The 18,726-nt window shown below is 69.3% G+C and carries 13 protein-coding genes and 1 pseudogene; 10 read left to right on the forward strand and 4 right to left on the reverse strand.

Annotated elements, in window-relative coordinates; all coding sequences use genetic code 11:
- Nucleotides 1-281 precede the first annotated feature (281 nt).
- From D892_RS0111980 to lon, 4 genes and pseudogenes are all read left to right on the forward strand, one after another.
- Nucleotides 282-1,748 (forward strand): cytosine permease, encoded by a 1,467-nt coding sequence (locus tag D892_RS0111980; protein ID WP_024801467.1) that lies wholly within the window; start codon nucleotides 282-284, stop codon nucleotides 1,746-1,748.
- Nucleotides 1,749-1,879: 131 nt separating this feature from the next.
- Nucleotides 1,880-2,503 (forward strand): annotated as a pseudogene (locus tag D892_RS49155) (xanthine dehydrogenase family protein molybdopterin-binding subunit); the annotation flags it as partial.
- 100 nt (nucleotides 2,504-2,603) lie between these two features.
- Nucleotides 2,604-4,139: a molybdopterin cofactor-binding domain-containing protein gene (locus D892_RS45070; RefSeq protein ID WP_063629957.1), complete on the forward strand. Its 1,536-nt coding sequence runs from the start codon at nucleotides 2,604-2,606 to the stop codon at nucleotides 4,137-4,139.
- 193 nt (nucleotides 4,140-4,332) lie between these two features.
- Nucleotides 4,333-6,777: an endopeptidase La gene (gene lon / locus D892_RS0111990; protein WP_232236332.1), complete on the forward strand. Its 2,445-nt coding sequence runs from the start codon at nucleotides 4,333-4,335 to the stop codon at nucleotides 6,775-6,777.
- 77 nt (nucleotides 6,778-6,854) lie between these two features.
- Here lon and D892_RS40985 read toward each other — a convergent pair whose 3' ends face one another.
- Both D892_RS40985 and D892_RS0112000 read right to left on the reverse strand, forming a co-directional pair.
- Nucleotides 6,855-8,273 carry a glycosyltransferase 87 family protein gene (locus tag D892_RS40985; protein ID WP_232236062.1) on the reverse strand — a complete coding sequence of 473 codons (1,419 nt, stop codon included), beginning with the start codon at nucleotides 8,271-8,273 and terminating at the stop codon, nucleotides 6,855-6,857.
- Between the two features lie 159 nt (nucleotides 8,274-8,432).
- Nucleotides 8,433-8,873, reverse strand: coding sequence for a PaaI family thioesterase (locus D892_RS0112000; RefSeq protein WP_024801470.1), 441 nt, complete (start codon nucleotides 8,871-8,873; stop codon nucleotides 8,433-8,435).
- A gap of 112 nt (nucleotides 8,874-8,985) precedes the next feature.
- Here D892_RS0112000 and D892_RS0112005 point away from each other — a divergent pair, with 112 nt between their 5' ends.
- Entirely contained in the window at nucleotides 8,986-10,224 is a 1,239-nt protein-coding gene (locus tag D892_RS0112005) for a DNA polymerase IV (RefSeq protein ID WP_024801471.1), read from the forward strand.
- Nucleotides 10,225-10,292: 68 nt separating this feature from the next.
- The gene (locus tag D892_RS0112010; RefSeq protein ID WP_024801472.1) at nucleotides 10,293-11,078 is read left to right on the forward strand and encodes an enoyl-CoA hydratase/isomerase family protein; all 786 of its coding nucleotides are present in this window, start codon (nucleotides 10,293-10,295) and stop codon (nucleotides 11,076-11,078) included.
- A gap of 237 nt (nucleotides 11,079-11,315) precedes the next feature.
- On the opposite strand, the gene D892_RS0112015 is transcribed toward D892_RS0112010, so the two are convergent.
- Nucleotides 11,316-11,642 (reverse strand): DUF4326 domain-containing protein, encoded by a 327-nt coding sequence (locus tag D892_RS0112015; protein WP_024801473.1) that lies wholly within the window; start codon nucleotides 11,640-11,642, stop codon nucleotides 11,316-11,318.
- A 185-nt stretch (nucleotides 11,643-11,827) separates the two neighbouring features.
- Between D892_RS0112015 and D892_RS0112020 the strand changes: the two genes are divergently transcribed.
- Nucleotides 11,828-13,861, forward strand: coding sequence for a hypothetical protein (locus tag D892_RS0112020; RefSeq protein ID WP_051499049.1), 2,034 nt, complete (start codon nucleotides 11,828-11,830; stop codon nucleotides 13,859-13,861).
- 715 nt (nucleotides 13,862-14,576) lie between these two features.
- On the opposite strand, the gene D892_RS0112025 is transcribed toward D892_RS0112020, so the two are convergent.
- On the reverse strand, nucleotides 14,577-15,257 hold the full coding sequence (locus tag D892_RS0112025; RefSeq protein WP_156959474.1) for a hypothetical protein: 681 nt from the start codon (nucleotides 15,255-15,257) through the stop codon (nucleotides 14,577-14,579).
- Between the two features lie 432 nt (nucleotides 15,258-15,689).
- Here D892_RS0112025 and D892_RS0112035 point away from each other — a divergent pair, with 432 nt between their 5' ends.
- The 3 genes from D892_RS0112035 to D892_RS0112045 all read left to right on the forward strand — a co-directional run bounded on the left by D892_RS0112035 (nucleotide 15,690) and on the right by D892_RS0112045 (nucleotide 18,701).
- Complete coding sequence (locus tag D892_RS0112035) at nucleotides 15,690-16,685, forward strand: oxidoreductase (RefSeq protein WP_024801476.1); 996 nt, start codon at nucleotides 15,690-15,692, stop codon at nucleotides 16,683-16,685.
- Nucleotides 16,686-16,821: 136 nt separating this feature from the next.
- The gene (locus D892_RS0112040; RefSeq protein WP_024801477.1) at nucleotides 16,822-17,394 is read left to right on the forward strand and encodes a TetR/AcrR family transcriptional regulator; all 573 of its coding nucleotides are present in this window, start codon (nucleotides 16,822-16,824) and stop codon (nucleotides 17,392-17,394) included.
- A gap of 101 nt (nucleotides 17,395-17,495) precedes the next feature.
- Nucleotides 17,496-18,701, forward strand: a complete 1,206-nt coding sequence (locus D892_RS0112045; RefSeq protein ID WP_024801478.1) for a Cmx/CmrA family chloramphenicol efflux MFS transporter — start codon at nucleotides 17,496-17,498, stop codon at nucleotides 18,699-18,701.
- Nucleotides 18,702-18,726: the final 25 nt, after the last annotated feature.

The following is an 18,726-nucleotide window of genomic DNA, read 5'->3' on the forward strand; positions in this document are numbered from 1 at the left end:
TTGTCGTCACGTGATCAGGGGAGATGCCGACGGTAACCGGAACCGGGCGGCGCGCCCAAGGACACGGTGTCCAAAAACACGACGGGGCGGACGCCCGGCGTTGTATCCCCCGACAAATTGATGTCACCGCAGGTAAACGGCGTGTGACGGCCATTGACACCCGTTTCGGCGGGTCCATAGCTTCCGTTGGCACGCGCGGACTTCCGCGCCGTAGCTCTCGTTCTCCGGTCCGAACCGGACGGCATCGCCGCCGCCGCTCGGGCCGCCCCCGGAGGAAGCCTGTGTCTGGAAACGCATCCCCGTCCACGCTGTCGCGCCTGATACCCGGCGATCTCTTCGTCATCGAACGTCGGGGTGTCGAGCCCGTCGCGGCGGCCGATCGGCACGGCCGGGCCGGTTCGCTGTTCACCATGTGGTTCAGCTCCAACGTGCAGTTCGCCACGCTGACCAGCGGCATTCTCGGCACCGCCGGATTCGGCCTCGGATTCGCCCAGGCGACGCTCGCGGTGGGGCTCGGCAGCGCGATCGGATCGCTGGCCATCGGCCTGCTCTCGCGGTACGGGCCGCGATTCGGGGTCGCCCAGCTGGTGCAGTCGCGCGGTCCGTTCGGGTACTACGGCAATGTGGTCGTCGCGCTGCTGGTGTTCTGCAAGGCGGCGGCCTGGTTCGCGGTCGAATCCGTCTTGGGCGCCTTCACGATTCAGACGCTCACGGGGCTGGGTTTCGCACCGTCGTTCGTCGTCACCGTGGTCGCGCAGATCCTGCTCGCGGTGGCGGGCTACCGGTTGATCCATCGTGTCCAGCGGATTCTGGCGGTGGTGCTGACCGTCGTCTTCCTGGCCGTGTCCTGGTACGCGCTGTCGGACGGAAACCTCGGTGCCGGTTTCGATTCCGAGCGGGCCGGCGCGCTGGGGCTGTCGGGTGCGTTCATCGCGACCGTCGCGGTGCAGGCGGCGCGGGCGATGAGCTTCTCCTCCTACGCCTCCGACTACAGCCGTTACCTGCCGGTCGCGGTGCCGGGCAGGCTGATCGGCGTGGCGGCGGGCGGCGGCGCCTTCCTGGCTTCGTGGTGGATCGGCACACTCGGCGCGGCGATCGGTACCCAGACCATGGTCGGGACCCCGGCCGACCTGGTGGACAAGGTGCTTCCCGGCGTGCTCGGCGTCGTGGTCCTCGTCGCGCTGTGGCTGTCCAACACCGTGACGGCGTGCATCGACTGCTACTCCGGCTCGATGGCCGCTCTGCTGCTGGACATTCCGTTGCGGCGGTGGCAGTCGGTGGTGCTGGTGGGTGCGATCGGCACCGTGGGCGGCTGGATCGCCGGGCAGGGCGACTATTACGACAGCTTCCAGTCGTACCTGTTCCTGCTCGGCTACTGGGTCGGGCCGTGGCTCGGCGTGATGATCGTCTATCTGGGTGTGGTGGCGCGCGGCCGGACCGCGCCGGATCCGTTCTACGACAAGGGGCGTCGCGTCCGGGCCGGGCTGGCGGCTTGGGTCTTCGGGCTCGTCGTCTCCGTTCCGTTCATGAATCAGAGCCTGTTCACCGGGCCGCTCGCGAATGCCGTTCCGGGACTGGGCGATATCGCCGCCGCGGTCGGATTCGCCGGAGGCGCCGCGGTCACCTGGCTGTTGTTCGCCATACGGCCCGAATCGGTTGTCACTCAGGGTGTTCCGGTCCGGCCCGTCGCACCGGCCGAGCCCGCGGTGGACACCACCCGGCCGACGGTCGCCGGCGCGGAAGGATGACCGTGAGTGCGTCGATCGAAGGCCGCACCAGCACCTACCGAGGCGTTCTCGGCGAGAGTCCGTTGCGGCCCGACGGTATCGCGAAGGTGACCGGCGCCTTCCCCTACGCCTCGGATCTGCGGGCCGAGGGCATGCTGCACGGCGCCACGCTGCGCAGTCCTCATCCGCATGCGCGCATCGCGCACCTCGACACCTCCGCGGCGCGGGCGCTGCCGGGAGTGGCGGCGGTCCTGACCCACACCGACGTGCCGGGTATCAACCGGCACGGGCTGGAACGCCCGGACACCCCGGTGCTGGCCGAGGACGTGGTGCGGTGCGAAGGAGAACCGGTCGCGTTCGTCGCCGCCGAGACCGCGGAACTGGCCCGCCGGGCGCTGGACGCGATCGAGATCGGCTACGAACCGCTGGCGCCGATGCTCGATCCGTGGCGGGCCGCCTTCGATCCGCGGGCGCCGCGAGTGTGGCCGTCCGGCAATATCACCCGGCACGTCCCGATCCGGCGGGGAGATCCGGTCGGGGCGCGGCGGCGTGCCGAGGTCGTCGTGCGCGGCGAGTACCGGGTCGGCATGCAGGACCAGGTCTTTCTCGGCCCGGAAGCCGGTCTCGCGCAACCGGATCCGGACGGCGGCGTGACCCTTCGAGTGGCGAGCCAATGGCTGCACCAGGATCGCCGCCAGCTCGCGCGCATTCTGGACCTGCCGCCGGAGCGTGTCCGGGTGTCCCTGGCGGGCGTCGGCGGCGCGTTCGGCGGGCGCGAGGATCTCACCGTGCACGCGCCGGCCTGCCTGCTGGCGCTGTGCACCGGCCGTCCGGTGCGGATGGTTCTACCACCGGCTCGAGTCGTTCCGCGCGCATGTGCACCGTCATCCGGCCCGGCTGCGGTACGAGCACGGCGCGCTGCGCGACGGCACGCTGCTGTACGTGGCCGCGCAGGTGGTTCTCGACGGCGGGGCCTACGCCTCGTGTTCGCCGGAGGTCGCCTTCAATGCCGCGGTCTTCGGCGCCGGGCCCTACCAGGTGCCGGCCGTGGAGCTGGACGCCTACGCCGTCTACACCCACAACCCGGTCTGCGGGGCGATGCGCGGGTTCGGCGCGGTGCAGGTCGCGTTCGCCTACGAGGCCCAGATGGACCGTCTCGCAGGTCGATTGGGGATGGATCCGGTGGAGCTCCGGCAGCGTAATGCGCTGTGCCGGGGCGCGCGCATGCACACCGGGCAACTGGTCGACTCGCCGGCGCCGGTGGCCGAGCTGCTGCGCCGGGTCCGCGATATGCCGTTACCGCCGCTCGGTGCCGACCCTCGGGAACTGCCCGGCGGTGCGCTGGGCAGCACCCGGGGTGAGGGGGTCCGGCGCGGCGTCGGCTACGCCGTGGGATTCAAGAACGTGGCGTTCGGTGAAGGCGCCGACGACTATTCGACCGCGCGGGTTTCTTTGCACCGCGACGCCGACGGTGCGCCCGTGGTCACCGTGTACACGGCGGCCGCCGAGGTCGGTCAGGGGCTGGTCACCGTGCTCGGTCAGGTGGTGCGCGAGGAACTCGGGATCGGAACGGTGTATCTCGCTCCGGCGCATACGGATTCGGGCGAGGCGGGCTCCACCTCCGCATCCCGGCAGACCTATATGACCGTCGGCGCGGTCCGCGCGGCGTGCGCCGAATTGCGCGCCCGGATATTCGCTGAGGCCGCCGGGCAGACCGGAATTCCTTTGCGGGACTGGCGGATTACCGATGGCGCGATCGTCGACACCACCGGACAGGCGGTGACGAGCCTGGCCGCGATTCTCGACCGTCCGGGAGCGCCCGCGGCCTTCGGCGCGCAAGCCGAATATCACCACCGTCCGACCGGCCCGATGGATCCGGCGACGGGGCAGGGCGATGTCACGGTGCAGTTCGCGTTCTGCGCGCACCGTGCGGTGGTGGATGTCGACGTCGAACTCGGCCTCGTGCGCGTGGTGGCCCTCGATGCCGCCCAGGACGTCGGCCGCGCGATCAATCCGGACGCGGTGGTCGGCCAGATCCAGGGCGGCGCGGTGCAGGGCATGGGCCTGGCGCTGATGGAGGAGCTGATCGTCGAGAACGGATGCCTGCGCAACCCGTCGCTGACCGACTATCTGATTCCGACCATCGCGGACACGCCACCCATGCGGGTCGACGTCCTCGAACTCGCGGACCCGGACGCCCCGTACGGGCTGCGCGGCGTCGGGGAACCACCCACCGTCTCGGCGACTCCGGCCGTGGCCGCCGCGATTCGCGCCGCCACCGGCCGCCCCGTGACCCGGATACCCGTCCGCCCGGCCGATGTGATCGGTGATCTGCCCGATCTCGGTGATCGGCACGGCGGCGGGGCCCACGGAGCCCACGGAATCGACCACGCGACCGGAACGTTGTCGTGAGCCGGGCGGGCCGCCCGGCCTGAGAAGCGGTGGCCTCGTTCCGTCTTTCGCCGGGGGCGAACACCGGGTCGGAACAAGACCGAGGCGCCCGGGGTTGAGTAGGTGACGCTCAACTTTGGAAGGGGCTGAATCTGTGAGTACCCCACAACGTCTACCGGTGTTGTTCCTGACCGACCCGGTCGTGCTGCCCGGCATGGTCGTTCCGATCGAGCTGGACGAGTCGTCGCAGGCCGCCATCGATGCCGCGCGGGCCGCGAACCTGGAATCCGTGCTGCTCGCGCCGCGGCTGTCCGAGGGCTACGCGGGCTACGGCGTGGTCGCCACGATCGAGCAGGTCGGCCGGATGCGCGGCGGCGCCCCGGCCGCGGTGCTGAAGGCCGAGCAGCGCGCCCGGATCGGGCACGGCGTGACCGGACCGGGCGCCGCGCTGTGGGTCGAGGCCGAACCGGTCGAGACCCTCGAACCGGACGACCACACCCGCGAACTGGCCGCGGAATACAAGAAACTGGTCGTCTCGGTGCTGCAACGCCGCGAGGCATGGCAGGTCATCGACGCAGTGAACCGGCTCAGCGATCCGTCCGCACTGGCCGACACCGCCGGCTACGCGCCGTACCTGTCCGACGAGCAGAAGCGCGAACTGCTGGAAACCCCGGACGTCGCCACCCGCCTGACGAATCTGATCGACTGGACCAAGGACCACATCGCCGAGGTCGAGGTCACCGAGAAGATCAGCGAGGACGTGCGCGAGGGGATGGAGAAGTCCCAGCGCGAGTTCCTGCTGCGCCAGCAGCTCAACGCAATTCGCAAGGAACTGGGCGAGAACGAGCCCGACGGCGCCGAGGACTACCGCACCCGGGTGGAGAACGCCGACCTGCCGGACAACGTCCGCGAGGCCGCGCTGCGCGAGGTCGACCGGCTCGAGCGGGGCAGCGATCAGAGCCCGGAGTCGGGCTGGATCCGCACCTGGCTGGACACCGTCCTGGATCTGCCGTGGGCCGTGAAGACCACCGACTCGACCGATATCCCGTCGGCGCGCGAGGTGCTCGACGCCGATCACCACGGCCTGGACGAGGTGAAGGACCGCATGGTCGAGTACCTGGCCGTGCGTGCCCGGCGGGCCGCACGGGGGCTGGAGGTCGTCGGCGGCCGCGGCTCCGGCGCGGTGCTGGTGCTGGTCGGTCCGCCCGGTGTCGGCAAGACCTCGCTGGGCGAGAGCGTGGCCCGGGCGCTGGGCCGCAAGTTCGTGCGTGTGGCCCTGGGCGGCGTGCGCGACGAGGCGGAGATCCGCGGTCACCGGCGCACCTACGTCGGCGCCCTGCCCGGCCGCATCGTGCGCGCCGTCAAGGAGGCGGGTTCGATGAATCCCGTTGTGCTGCTGGATGAGATCGACAAGGTCGGCTCGGACTTCCGGGGCGATCCGGCGGCCGCGCTGCTGGAGGTGCTGGATCCGGCGCAGAACCACACCTTCCGCGACCACTACCTGGATCTGGATCTGGACCTGTCCGACGTGCTGTTCATCGCGACCGCGAACGTCATGGAGACGATTCCCGGACCGCTGCTGGACCGCCTGGAGCTGATCACGGTCGACGGCTACACCGAGGACGACAAGGTGGCCATCGCCCGCGACTTCCTGGTGCCGCGGCAGCTGGACCGCAACGCGCTGACCGCCGACGAGGTGACCATCACCGAGGAGGCGCTGCGCGAGATCGCGGCGAACTACACCCGGGAGGCCGGGGTGCGGCAGATGGAGCGGTTGATCGCCAAGGCTTTGCGCAAGGCGGCGACCCGCTTGTCGGAGGGATCGATCGCCACGGCCGCGCGGGACGTCTCCACCGAGGAGCCGGCCCCCACCACAACACCCGACTCCGGCAGCCGGATCGACGGCGAGGCGGGCGAAACACTCGGCTACGACCCGGAACTGGGCTACGACAACCTCGTCCGGTCCGGAAACGCTGCGGTGCCTTCGCCGTCCGAACCGATCACCATCGGCCTGGGCGACCTGAAGGACTACCTGGGCCGCCCGCGGTTCACCCCGGACTCGGTGGAGCGCACCGCGGTTCCGGGCGTGGCGACCGGCCTGGCGGTGACCGGCGCCGGCGGCGACGTCCTCTACATCGAGGCCAACGCCGCCGAGGGCGAGCGCTCGCTCACCCTGACCGGACAGCTGGGCGACGTGATGAAGGAATCCGCGCAGATCGCGCTGACCTACGTGCGCTCCCACCTGGAGGAGATCGGCATCGAGCCGAAGATGCTGGACCGCGACATCCACATCCACTTCCCGGCGGGCGCGGTGCCCAAGGACGGACCGTCGGCGGGCGTCACCATGGTCACCGCCCTGGTGTCGCTGGCGCTGGATCGCCAGGTGCGCGGCGATGTCGGCATGACCGGTGAGGTCACGCTGAACGGCCGGGTGCTGCCGATCGGCGGCGTGAAGCAGAAGCTGCTCGCCGCGCAGCGGGCCGGCCTGAAGACCGTGTTCATCCCGGCCCGCAACGAGCCGGACCTGGACGAGGTGCCGGCGGAGGTGTTGGCTGCCTTGGACGTTCGCCCCGTCGAGGACGTCGCCGACATCCTGGCCTACGCCATCGAGCCGGTCGCCGAGCCGGCCTACGAGCGGCCGCTGGCCGCGTCGGCCTGATCACCACTCGGGCTCGAGCACACGGACAGGGTCGGGCGCCGTCCTCCGGGGCGGCGCCCGACCCTTGTCTGTGTCACCTATACGACATCCGACTTCTCTGTGACATCCGACTTCTCGGTGACACCCGACTTCTCGGTGACACCCGACTTCTCGGCGCCGTTCCTCGTGGCCTCCGGCGCCTCGGCGACATCCGGCGCCGCGCCGACGACCGATGCCGCGGAGACGGGTTCGGCGTCGGGGGTGAGCTCCCCGCCGGTGCGCCCGCCGCTCTTGCGCCACAGCCGCCAGAGCAGTCCGCTCGCGCTCGCCAGCACGATCGCGTAGATCGAGACGTAGGCGTTCATCAGCAGCTGCCCCATCGGCCAATACGGCGGCAGCAGGAACACCCCGATGCTGACCCAGGTGGGGTTCCATTCGTAGGCCCAGGCGCCGATCGAGACCACCAGGGCCCCGGCGGCGAGCCACCAGGCCGGCCGGGACTGCGCCAGATGCGCGATGTAGACCAGCAGCGGGACGAACCACACCCAGTGGTGGCCCCACGCGAACGGCGAGATCGCGCACGCGTTCATTCCGGCCAGCGTGACCGCCAGCAGCTTTTCGCCGTGCCGGTAGAGGCCCGTCGTGACGACCAGGCTGATCACCGTGACGGCGCCCGCGATCAGAATCCACAGCCACATCGGCGCCGAATGCTGCCCCATCAGGTGCGCTATGGCGCCGCGGATGGACTGGTTGGACGGATGCGCGTCCTCGCCGATCCGATTGGACTGGAAGAACGTCGACGTCCAGTACTGCTTGGACTCGCCGGGCAGCAGCAGCCCCGACACCAGGATGGTGCCGAGGAAGGTCCCCGCCGCCGTCCAGGCCGAACGCCACTGCCGCATGGCGAGGAACTGCACGACGAAATACAGCGGCACCAGCTTCACGCCCGCCGCCAGCCCCGCGCCGATCCCGCGCAGGCGGCTGCGCTCACCCCGGGAGAAGTCCCACAGCACCAGCACCATCAGGATCAGATTGATCTGCCCGTAGAACAGCGTGGTGCGAACGGGTTCGATGAATACACAGGTCAGCGACATCAGCGCGCTGACGATCGTCAGTCGCCGGTCGATCCGGTAGCCGAGCAGCCGCCAGCTCATCAGCACGCCGACGAACAGCACCCCGAGGTTGAGCACGAGCCACGTGTTGGTGACCCAGCCCCAGGGGAACAGCGCTATCGGAATGAACGCCAGCGTGGAGAACGGCGTGTAGGTGTAGAGCAGCCCGAAGTACGTCTCCTCGGTGTAGAGCGGATGACCGTGCAGGATCTTCCAGGCACCGTCTCGATAGATGTGCACGTCGAGCCCGCCGACCAGGATTCCCGCCTTCTGCAGCCACGGATCCACCGTGAGGAACAGCAGCAGCACCGCCACGACGGCGGTGCAGGCCAGGGCGAACACTGTCGGTCGCAGGTGCGACAACCCGGGTGGACGCGAGCTGTTTTCCGAATTTCCGTCACTCACCTGCAATCACTTCGTTCCCCGACTTGTCGCACGACCGTTGCCGAGCAACCAACGTATCCATTCGGACGGATGTCTACATGCCCCAAACGTTCCGATTCAAATCGTGTGATCGGTAACCGAAGATATTCCACCTGGTTGCGGGGTGTGTCGCGAGCGGAGTCAGGATTCGGTCGACGGGAGCTCTCGATCGACCGCGCGCGTGGTGCCCTGGGCGACCGCGACCAGCACCGATTCGCCGTCTTCGTCCTCGGCATGGATTTCACACTGACATACCGCCTGCCGGCGGGTTGCGCCGGTGACGCGGGCGCGGGCGCGGAGGCGTGCGCCGCGGGCGGGGCGCAGGTACGTGATCGTGAAACCGCCGGTGAGCACGTTCGGGCCCAGGGCCAGGGCCGCGGCGTAGGTGAGGGCGTTGTCGGCGGCGTAGGCGAGAACGCCGCCGTGCACGAATCCGAACTGCTGGCCGAGTTCCGGGCGGATCGGGATGACCAACGTCACGCCGTCCTCGTCGTAGTCGCCGATCTCGGCGCCGAGCAGTCTGCTGAACGGCTGGGCGGCGAGGATCGCGCGGGCGCTGTCGAGGTCGATCGCGTTCGTCATCGGCCGGCTCCGTGATAGTCGGATATGGGCTCGGCGTTCGTGCCTCGCTCATCCTGGGAAAATCGTACGGCCGAGGCCGCCGGATCGCTGGGGACCGGGCAGACTGTTCGATATGCCACGCTGGCTGCTGCACGTCGATCTCGACCAGTTCCAGGCGGCGGTGGAATATCGCCGGCACCCGGAGCTGCGTGGGCGGCCGGTCATCGTCGGCGGCAACGGCGATCCTGCCGAAGCACGCAAGGTCGTGACCTGCGCGTCGTATCCGGCGCGGGCGTTCGGTGTACGGGCGGGCATGCCGTTGCGGGCCGCGGCCAGGACCTGCCCGGAGGGCGTGTTCCTGCCGCTGGACATGGCCACCTACGAGGAGGCCTCGGACGAGGTGATGGATCTGCTGCGCACCTTCGAGGTCCGGGTGGAGGTGCTCGGCTGGGACGAGGCGTTCCTGGCGGCCGACACCGACGATCCCGAGCGCCTGGCCGGCGAGATCCGCGCCGCCGTCGCGAAACTGGATCTCGGCTGTTCGATCGGCCTGGGCGACAACAAGCTTCGGGCCAAGCTGGCGACCGGGTTCGCCAAGGCCGTCGGCAAGGGCGGGCCGGATATCGGCGAGCCCGGTACCGCCGAATCCGGTACCGCTGAGTCCCGTACCGCCGCTGAGCCCCGTACCGCCGAGCCCAGAACTGCTGAGCCCGGCGACCCGGAGCCCGGCACTGCCGAGTCAGTCGACGCTGAGCCCGGTACTGCTGGGCCCGATGGCGCTCAGCCCGACGACGCATCCGTCGAGGCGTCCGGCACCGGCACCTTCCGGTTGACGGCCGAGAACTGGGCCGAGCTGATGGGCCACCGGCCGACCAGCGCGCTCTGGGGTATCGGGCCGCGCATCGCGAAGCGGCTGGCCGACCTGGGCATCGAGACGGTTTCCCAGCTGGCGACCGCCGACCGTGCGGTGCTGGCCGCCGAGTTCGGGCCGGCCACGGGGCCCTATCTGTGGCTGCTCGGCCGCGGCGTGGGCGATACGGACGTGCTGACCGAGCCGCGGATTCCGGTGGGCCGCAGCAAATCCGAGACCTTCCCGCACGATCTCACCGACCGCGCCGAGATCGACGCCCAGGTCGCCCGGCTCGCCGCCGAGGTCGCCGAGGAGATGATCGCCGCCGGCCGAGTCACCCGGCGGGTCGGGGTGACCGTGCGCAGCAACACCTTCTACACCCGGACCAAGCAGCGCAAGCTGCCCGCGCCCAGCACCGACGTCGACGAGATCGTGCGGACCGCCCTGCAGGTGCTGGATCGTTTCGCACTCGACCGCCCGGTCCGGCTGCTCGGCGTCCGCCTGGAGTTGGTTCCGGAATGACCGGACCGGTTTCGGCACCGCGTCGTGCGGCAAGATCAGACAGCAGGACAATCCACGGAAGGCAGCGCATGACCGAGTACGAGACCCTACGGTTCGAGCAGAGCGGCGGTATCGCCCGGATCACCCTGGACAGGCCGAAGGCGGCCAACGGCATCGATCACGTCCTCGGCCGGGAGCTGGCGGACCTGGCGAGCAAGTGCGCCGACGATCCGTCGCTGAAGGTGGTCACGCTGACCGGCGCGGGCAAGTTCTTCTCCGCGGGTGGCGACCTGAAGGCGATGGCGGCCCAGGACAGCGCCGCCGGGACATACGTCAAGAATCTGGCCGACTCGCTGCACGAGGCGATTTCGTCGTTCGCCCGGATGGACGCGCTGTTGCTCACCGCCGTGAACGGCATCGCCGCCGGCGCCGGCTTCAGCCTCGCGGTCACCGGTGACCTGGTGCTCGCCGGGGAATCGGCGTCGTTCACCATGGCCTACACCCGCGCCGGGCTGAGCCCCGACGGTGGCGCCTCGTACTACCTGCCCCGCCTGATCGGCCTGCGCCGCACCCAGGACCTGATGCTCACCAACCGCGCGCTGTCGGCCGGCGAGGCGCTGGACTGGGGACTGGTGCACCGCGTGGTCCCCGATGCCGAACTCGGCGCCGCCGTCGACGAATTGGCCGAGCGGTTCGCCGCCGGGCCCAAGAATTCCAACGCGCACGTGAAGAAGCTGCTGCTGGTCAGCTCCAGCCACACCCTCGAGGAACAACTCGCCCGCGAGTCGGCCTTCATCTCCGACTGCGCCGACTCCCCCGACGGCCGCGAGGGCATCGCCGCCTTCCTGGAGAAGCGCGCCCCGCGATTCGCCTGAGCGGTTCTGCTTCTCGTTCCTCCCCGGCGTGGTTTCGGCTGGGATCCATTCCGCGGTCGCTGTGCCGGGCGCACAAGGGATTCCGGCCGAGAGCCGCCCGGAACGTGCCGGGCGCCGTCTTGTACCGGCGGCCGCGTCGAGGGCGTGTCGCTGCCCGAATTGACTGCCGTACCAGCGGAAATACCGTCGCTGACCTGATCGAGTACTGCGGGCCACCGAGTTTCAGGGGTCGACGGTTCAGAGTTGTTCGGCGGGTTCGGAGTTCGCGGCGCCATTGTTGGCGAGGTCGAGCAGGACGTCACCGTGGCACGGGTCGCCGGGCGGGCACCAGCAGGCCAGGTCCTTGCCGCGGAGTTCCGGCAGCGCCGCCCGCATGGCGGCGGCCGCGTCGTCGTCGCTGTGCACGAGCCATTCGCGGAACCGCGTGGTGACCACTTCCCGGGTGGCGCCGGGGCGGGCGCCGGCCCGGAACGGATTCGCCCAGCGGCCGGGCTCGGCGACGACCACGGTCCGGTCGTCGCGACTCCAACTCTGATCATGTGTCAGCTGCACCCGTTTCGGCATCGCTCACCTGTCCGGAGGTCGTGGCAACCGCGCCACGCGCGCGACCTCGGCGTGCGTGCCCGGCTGCCGCTGCTTGTCCCCGACCCGGACCGCCACGGTATCTGTGACAATGTGACACAGCAAGTCTCGCGCCCCGGGGCGCGCCCGCGCGGTGTGGCGGCGGAGCGGCAGTACGGTGGGTGGCCATGGACGTCGCCGCGGCCACCGCACCGGACCACCAGCCTGTCCGGCGGCGGGTCGCGGCCCGGCGGCCCGGGCGGCGCGTATCGCCGCTCGCGGCGGCGGTCGCTCTGATCCTGGCCCAACTGGGGATTCGGGCCTGGGTCTCCGGGAGCGGGTATTTCTATTGGGACGACCTCATCCTCATGGGACGCGCGGGGACGTATCCGCTGCTGTCGTCGGACCTGTTGCTGCACAACCACGACGGGCACTTCATGCCGCTGGCCTTCGCGGTCGGGTGGGTCGTCACCAAGGCGGCGCCGCTGGTGTGGGCGGGGCCGGTGCTGTCGCTGCTGGTCTTGCAGCTCGCGGCGTCGGTGGCGGTATGGCGGATGCTGGTCGTGCTGGATTCGGCAGGGGGCGGGGCTGTTCCGGGCGATGCTGTTATAGGCGGTGCTCGGTCGGGCCGTATCGGTGCTCGGGTCCGGAACGCGGCGCGGACCACTCGCTGGGTAATCCTGCTGCCGCTGGTCTTCTATCTGTTCTGCCCGCTGACGCTGCCGTCGTTCGCCTGGTGGTCGGCCGCGCTCAATGCCTTGCCTCTGCAGGCCGCGCTCGCCTGGGTGATCGGCGATGCGGCCCTGCTGGTCCGCACCGGCCGGCGGCGATACGCGATATCCGGGACCGTGGTCTTCGCCGTGGGGCTGTTGTTCTTCGAGAAGTCCGTGGTGATTCCGTTCGTCGCGTTCGCCGTGGCGGCGCTCGTCGGCTACCTCGACGGACGGCCGGATGTCCTGCGCACGGTTGCCCGGCGGGGCGCCGCGCTGTGGGCCGGTTCGGTTGCGGTACTGGCATGCTGGGCGGCGGCGTACCTCTCGGTGCTCGACACGGCGGCCATCCACAGCGACCCCGGAAATCTGTGGAATCTGTTGCACAGCGCCACCTCCCTGGGCATCGTGCCGACGCTGCTGGGCGGTCCCTGGGCCTGGGCGCGCTGGCTGCCGTCCACCCCTTGGGCGGTGCCGCCGACCTGGACGGTGGTGATCGCCTGGATCGCGCTGGGAGCCCTCGTCGCGGTCTCGGTGCGGACCCGGGTCCGCACCGCGCCGGTGTGGATCCTGGTGGTGGCGTACGTAATCGGCGTCCAGGTGTCGATGGCCCTGCTGCGCGGCGGCCCGAACACCGCGGCCGAACTCATGCAGTCGCTGCGCTACCTCGCCGACGTCACGGTGGTCCTGGCCGCCGCGGGCGCCCTGCTGCTGAGAGCCCGGCGCCGTGGCGAGACCGCCGGTAATCGGCTGGGCCGGTGGGATTTCGGTAGTGCAGCACTACCTATCCCGCCCCGGCGTGTCCGGGTGGGGAGGCCGAGCGGTGGCGACAGTCGATCCGACGATCGTGGCGGTTACCGCGACGGGCACTCCCCGGCTCGCCGGGTGGCCGCTGTCGCGGCCGTGCTGTTCGTGGCGAGCAGCCTGTGGTCCACGACAACCTTCGTTCGCTCGTGGTCGCTCAGCCCGACCCGGACATATCTGACGAACCTCGAGCCCACCCTGGCCGCCGGCGGCGCCCCCCTCCTCGACCAAGAAGTCCCTTGGATGGTCCTGACCCCGCTGGCATACCCGCAGAATCTGAACAGCCGCGTCCTGTCCGCGGCCGCCCCGCACGCCTTCGCCGACTCCACCCCCGACCTGCGCATGATCACCGACACCGGCAAGGTCGTCCCTGCCCAGGTCTGGTGGAACCGAGGCATCCGCCCGGGCCCGGAACCCGGCTGCGGCTACCGCATAGACAGCCGCGCCCCGGTCGAACTCCCCCTCGACGGCCCCCTACTCGACAACGGCTGGACAGCCCAACTCAACTATTTCGCCGACCACGACGGCCGCATAGTCGTCGGCCTCGAACACGGCCAACCCGTCTCCGTCCCGGTGCAGTCGGGCCTGCACACAGCATTCGTCCGCCTGGTAGGCAACGGCTCGACCCTCCGAATCACTTCCCGCACACCCGAACTAGGCATGTGCATCGGCGTCGGGCCGGTCGGAGTAGCCTCCTACGCCCGCTGACTCGATCCGACGATCGAGTGCGGCTCTCGGGCCAAAGGACCGCACCCCGGAGGAACTTGATGCCTGCACCGCGACATCGAGCAAGCAAGTGGCAACCTGGTGCCCGCCCGTTACAGAGGAAGGCCCCGGAGCGCATCGGCCCCGGGGCGTTCCCATGTAGTGTGCGGCAGCTGTCGACAGGAGGGAACTGGACGTATTTCTCGAGCGCGTGGGTCAGTTCCCAGTCGAGGCTCTGGGCTCGATCGCAGCGGACAACGTCATCGCTGCATAGTCGGCTGGGCCTGCCGAACGACGGAGCCGACCGCCGGTTCCCCCGAGGCGAGCGCTCTACCACTCGCGCGTAGCCGACGAGCGCGACTCCACCACCGATCAGGTCGAGGGCGTCACCGTCGAGCACGAGCATTGGTGGCGCGGCGGAGGTATGGGCGTGGCCGTACGAGAGGTCCGACCGGAGTTATTGGGCAACAGCACTTTTCGACACGCTTTCCGACAGTCGTCCGTCGGTGGCGACTGTGACTCGCGGCGATATGTGGCGGTGTTCTCGCATTGTCAGGTGGCGTCGATGGCGAGGTGTTGCGACAGGTCGAGGTGTGAGTGGTCGTAGAGCTATGGTGATGAGCCTGGGGGCGGTGTCGATATTCCGCAACCCGTCTGTGTCGACTTGCCGACAAACTTGGTGATGCGGTCCCCGCACAGATCCTCAGCACGGCATAAGTCACGAGTGGTAGAAGACCTTGTGCCAGGGACCTTCGAACGGCTCGTAAACCAAATGAGAAATCCCAGGAGGCTCAGAACCTCGTGAGGGAACACCATTCGGGAAGTAGGCGTACCCGACTTCGGCTCCGTCCGTGTAGTTATTTGTAGTGAACAGACAGCCCCTGTTCCGTTCCTCGACCGAGTGGACGAGATAGACCCCGTACAGCCCACGGTCGGCATCTGCACAGTTGGCCGCTGCACGCTCCATCGGTCCCTTGGAGACCCGCCAACCGGCCGTCTCGACGAATCCCGACCCGACACCCGCGAGGAACCCGAGAACGAGGATGGGCGCGATCAGGCTGATCAGATACGTTCGGTAGCGGATGACTCCTATCGTCGTGAGCACCGGCCACATCACGCACAGTCCGAACAGAATCACGAAACCGAAGAGCGCGGTCATGAGCTCACCGGCCATGGCTGCCCAGCCGGCAGCTGCACACAGAAATAGCAATGCCGCACAACAAAGTCCGATGAGCAGTGCCGTGCTACCCGCCCAGTGCGTCCACCACGGAGGTGCAGGCTTGCGCGTACCGGTCTTTCTTCTTATGGTCACGTTCTCGCCCGTCACCCGCCCAACGTGTTCCAGGCGGCTTGGTGCGGTCTTATCGTTTCCTTTCACGTCCGCCGCCGCGCAGGTCACATCCAGAACCTGCCCTTACATGGACTCGGTGACCGGCTCGTCCACCTGGAACTCCCCGCGCCGCCCGCCGGCTGTTCACGGATGCCGAGACATTCCGAGTACACCGTCTCCGGCGATGCGGTAACCGATCTGCTACTCGTACACTCGGCCGGATGCTCCACTGGCCAGGCGCGGTATCTCGCCAACGAACGTCGATGAGACACCCTGTGCCGCTGATCGTCTCCGCAGGCCGGTTCTGTAAAGGTTGCCGTGTACGCGGCAATGTCAACCTGTCGGAGGTTGCCGATCGCTTCCGGCTGATGCGAATCGGCTACGGGCGCGTCTAGACGCGCGGTCGGCAATCGATATCGGAACCGGCCGCGCATATGCGCCGACCGGTCGCCGGGGCGATGGTGATGTTGATCGGTGGCGGGCGCACCTATGCTCGGAAGCATGCAGTTTTGGGCGATGGTGGCGCACGAGACGGACAGTGGTGTGGTGTTGGCTCGGGAGGAGGTGGGGGACGACTTTCTCGGGGCGGGCACCGTGACGATCAAGGTGCACTTCTCCGGTGCCAACTTCAAGGATGGGCTGGCTGTCACGCCCCGGGGTGGGGTGGTCCGCGAGTATCCGATCATTCCGGGCATCGATCTGGCCGGGGAGGTGGTCTCCTCCGAGGATCCGGCGTTCTCGCCCGGGGATCGGGTGATCGCGCACGGCTACGAGCTCGGGACGTCGCACAACGGCGGGTTCGCCGAATATGCGCGCGTGTCGGCCGAGTGGGTGGTGCCGCTGGACGGCCTGAGCACCCGGGAGGCCGCGGCGATCGGCACCGCGGGCTTCACCGCGGCGATGAGCGTGCAGGCCCTGCTGGAGCGCGGCCTGACGCCCGACTCCGGCCCGGTGCTGGTCACCGGCGCGACCGGGGGTGTCGGCACGGTCGCCGTCGACATCCTGGGCGGGCTCGGGTTCGAGGTCGTCGCCTCGACCGGTAAGACCGATGCGGGCGAGCGGCTGGCCGCGCTCGGTGCGAAGTCGGTGATCGGGCGGCTGCCGGAGGATCCGGAGGCCAAGCCGCGGCCGCTCGCCAAGGCGCAGTGGGCGGGCGCGGTGGACAGCGTCGGCGGCAAATCCCTTGCGCACGTGCTGAGTACGATCCGGTACGGCGGCGCGGCGGCCGTGAGCGGCCTGACCGGCGGCAACGAACTGCCCACCACCGTCATGCCTTTCATCCTGCGCGGGGTCTCGTTGCTGGGCATCGATTCGGCGCACTTCCCGATCGAGCAGCGCCGGGAACTGTGGGCCCGGCTGGGCAAAGACCTGAAGCCGCAGCACCTTTCGGACTACGAGAACTACGCACCCGTCACCCGGGTGGCCGAGGTCCTGGAGTCGATCCGGTCCGGGGGACACTCCGGGCGCACCGTGCTGGGCGTCGCCGGAGAGTTCTGACCAACCACAGGATCCCTTGGTGAGACCGCTCGCAGCGGTCCCTGGCCGGTTCATGCCGTGACTCGTCCGGGACAGGTGTGCGAGCGCCCTCGGTTCAGTTTTGTACTGATCTATCTAAAACTGATACGGTGGCTACATGGCACGACCCAGGCAATTCGACGAGGACCGGGCGGTGGATGCCGCGATGCGGGCGTTCTGGGATTCCGGGTACGACGGGACGTCGACGCAGGACCTTTGTACCGCAACGGGTTTGGGTCGCAGCAGCATCTACAACACGTTCGCCGGCAAGCACGACCTGTTCGAGCGGGCGCTGCGCCGGTATATGGCCGATAAGAACGCCGGCACCTTCGAGCTGCTGGACGGTCCCGGATCGGCGAAGGACAAGGTGCGGGCGCTGCTGTGGGTGGTCATCGACGCGCCGCAGGACGATCCGCTGGGTTGTCTGGTGGTGAACGCGACGGTCGAGCTGGGGCAGCGCGATCCGGAGGTGGCGCGCCTGTTGCGGGTCGACCGGGATCGGCGGCTGGAGGCGCTCACCGCAACCATCGAGGCCGGTCAGCGGGCGGGCGAGATCGATAGGTCCAGGGCGGCGGGCGATCTCGCGAATTTCGTGGTGGCCGCGATCAGCGGCATGCGGGTGGCGGCCCGTGGCGGGGCCGATCGAGAGACCCTGACGGCGATCGCGAATGTCGCGCTGAGCTGTCTGTGATCCCGCGGGCGTAGTCCCTTCGAGGGGCCGGGTCCTGTGCTGCCCGTGTTTTGAACTGAAATGTCCAAAACTGAAGTATCCCGAACTGGAAGGAAGTCCCGATGCCGTCGGCCGTCTACATCCTGGGCCTGTCGATCTTCGCCCAGGGCACCTCGGAGCTGATGCTCGCGGGTTTGCTCACCGAAATGGCAAGCGACCTCGGCGTTTCGGTGCCGCAGGCCGGACTGCTCATCTCGGCGTTCGCGATGGGAATGCTGGTGGGAGCGCCGGTCCTCGCGGTCGCGACGCTGCGATGGTCGCGCCGCAACGCCCTCCTCGCCTTCCTCGCGGTCTTCGCCGTCGCGCACGTGGTCGGCGCGCTGACCTCCGACTACCGGATACTCTTCGCGACCCGCGCGGTGGCGGCGTTCGTGTACGCCGGATTCTGGTCGGTGGCCGCCGCGACCGCCGTCGGCCTGGTTCCCGGCAATGCCCGCGGCAAGGCGATGAGCGTGGTCGCGGGCGGGCTCACCGTGGCCACCATCGTCGGCCTGCCGGCGGGGACGTTCCTCGGGCAGCATCTGGGCTGGCGCGCCGCGTTCTGGGCGGTCGCGGTGCTGGCGGTGCTGGCCATGGTGGGCGTGTTCGCCAAGATCCCGGACGCCCGTCACACGGAACCACCGCAGGTGCGAAACGAGCTGCGCGCCTTGGCGTCCGGCCGGGTCTGGCTGCTGTACGCAACCACCGCGCTGGCCACGGCCGCCCTGCTCGTCACGTTCGGCTACCTCGGTGCGTTGCTGACCGAGACGACCCGACTGGCCGAGGGCTGGGTTCCGGTGGTGCTGGCGATCTACGGCCTCGGCGGGGTGATCGGCATCGTGGTCGGTGGCCGCACCGCCGACGCGCATCCGATGCGCACGCTCGGCGTCGGCATCGGCGGGCTCATCCTCAGCTCCGCCCTGCTGGCCCTCGCCGCGCAGCACATCCTCCCGGTGGCCGTGCTGGTATTCCTGGTGGGCGCCTTCGGTTTCGGCATCAATCCGGTGTTGAACAGCCGGGTGTTCACCCTGGCGCCCGCGGCCTCCACCCTGGGTGCGGCGGGCAATGTCTCGTCGTTCAACCTCGGTATCACGGCCGGTCCGTGGCTCGGCGGCCTGGCCATCGGCGCGGGTGCGGGCTACCCGGCGGTGGCGTGGATCGGGGCGATTCTCGGTGTGGCCGCACTGGGCGTGGTGGGCTGGTCGAACATCGTGGCGCACAAGGACGCAGCCGAGAGCACGCATGGTAGTTCGACCGCGCAGGACCGCGTGGCCTCGCCCACATTCTGAACGACCGGTCGGCTCGGAATTCACC

This window comes from Nocardia sp. BMG51109 (assembly GCF_000526215.1).
Taxonomy (GTDB): Bacteria; Actinomycetota; Actinomycetes; order Mycobacteriales; family Mycobacteriaceae; genus Nocardia.

Excerpts from the sequence above, each read along its gene's own strand:
- D892_RS0112020 (WP_051499049.1), top strand. The coding sequence starts at position 11,828 with ATGGACGTCGCCGCGGCCACCGCACCGGACCACCAGCCTGTCCGGCGG.
- D892_RS0112040 (WP_024801477.1), top strand. The coding sequence starts at position 16,822 with ATGGCACGACCCAGGCAATTCGACGAGGACCGGGCGGTGGATGCCGCG.
- D892_RS0112045 (WP_024801478.1), top strand. The coding sequence starts at position 17,496 with ATGCCGTCGGCCGTCTACATCCTGGGCCTGTCGATCTTCGCCCAGGGC.
- D892_RS0112005 (WP_024801471.1), top strand. The coding sequence starts at position 8,986 with ATGCCACGCTGGCTGCTGCACGTCGATCTCGACCAGTTCCAGGCGGCG.
- D892_RS0112000 (WP_024801470.1), bottom strand. The coding sequence starts at position 8,873 with ATGACGAACGCGATCGACCTCGACAGCGCCCGCGCGATCCTCGCCGCC.
- D892_RS0112015 (WP_024801473.1), bottom strand. The coding sequence starts at position 11,642 with ATGCCGAAACGGGTGCAGCTGACACATGATCAGAGTTGGAGTCGCGAC.
- lon (WP_232236332.1), top strand. The coding sequence starts at position 4,333 with ATGGTCGTTCCGATCGAGCTGGACGAGTCGTCGCAGGCCGCCATCGAT.
- D892_RS0112010 (WP_024801472.1), top strand. The coding sequence starts at position 10,293 with ATGACCGAGTACGAGACCCTACGGTTCGAGCAGAGCGGCGGTATCGCC.
- D892_RS0112035 (WP_024801476.1), top strand. The coding sequence starts at position 15,690 with ATGCAGTTTTGGGCGATGGTGGCGCACGAGACGGACAGTGGTGTGGTG.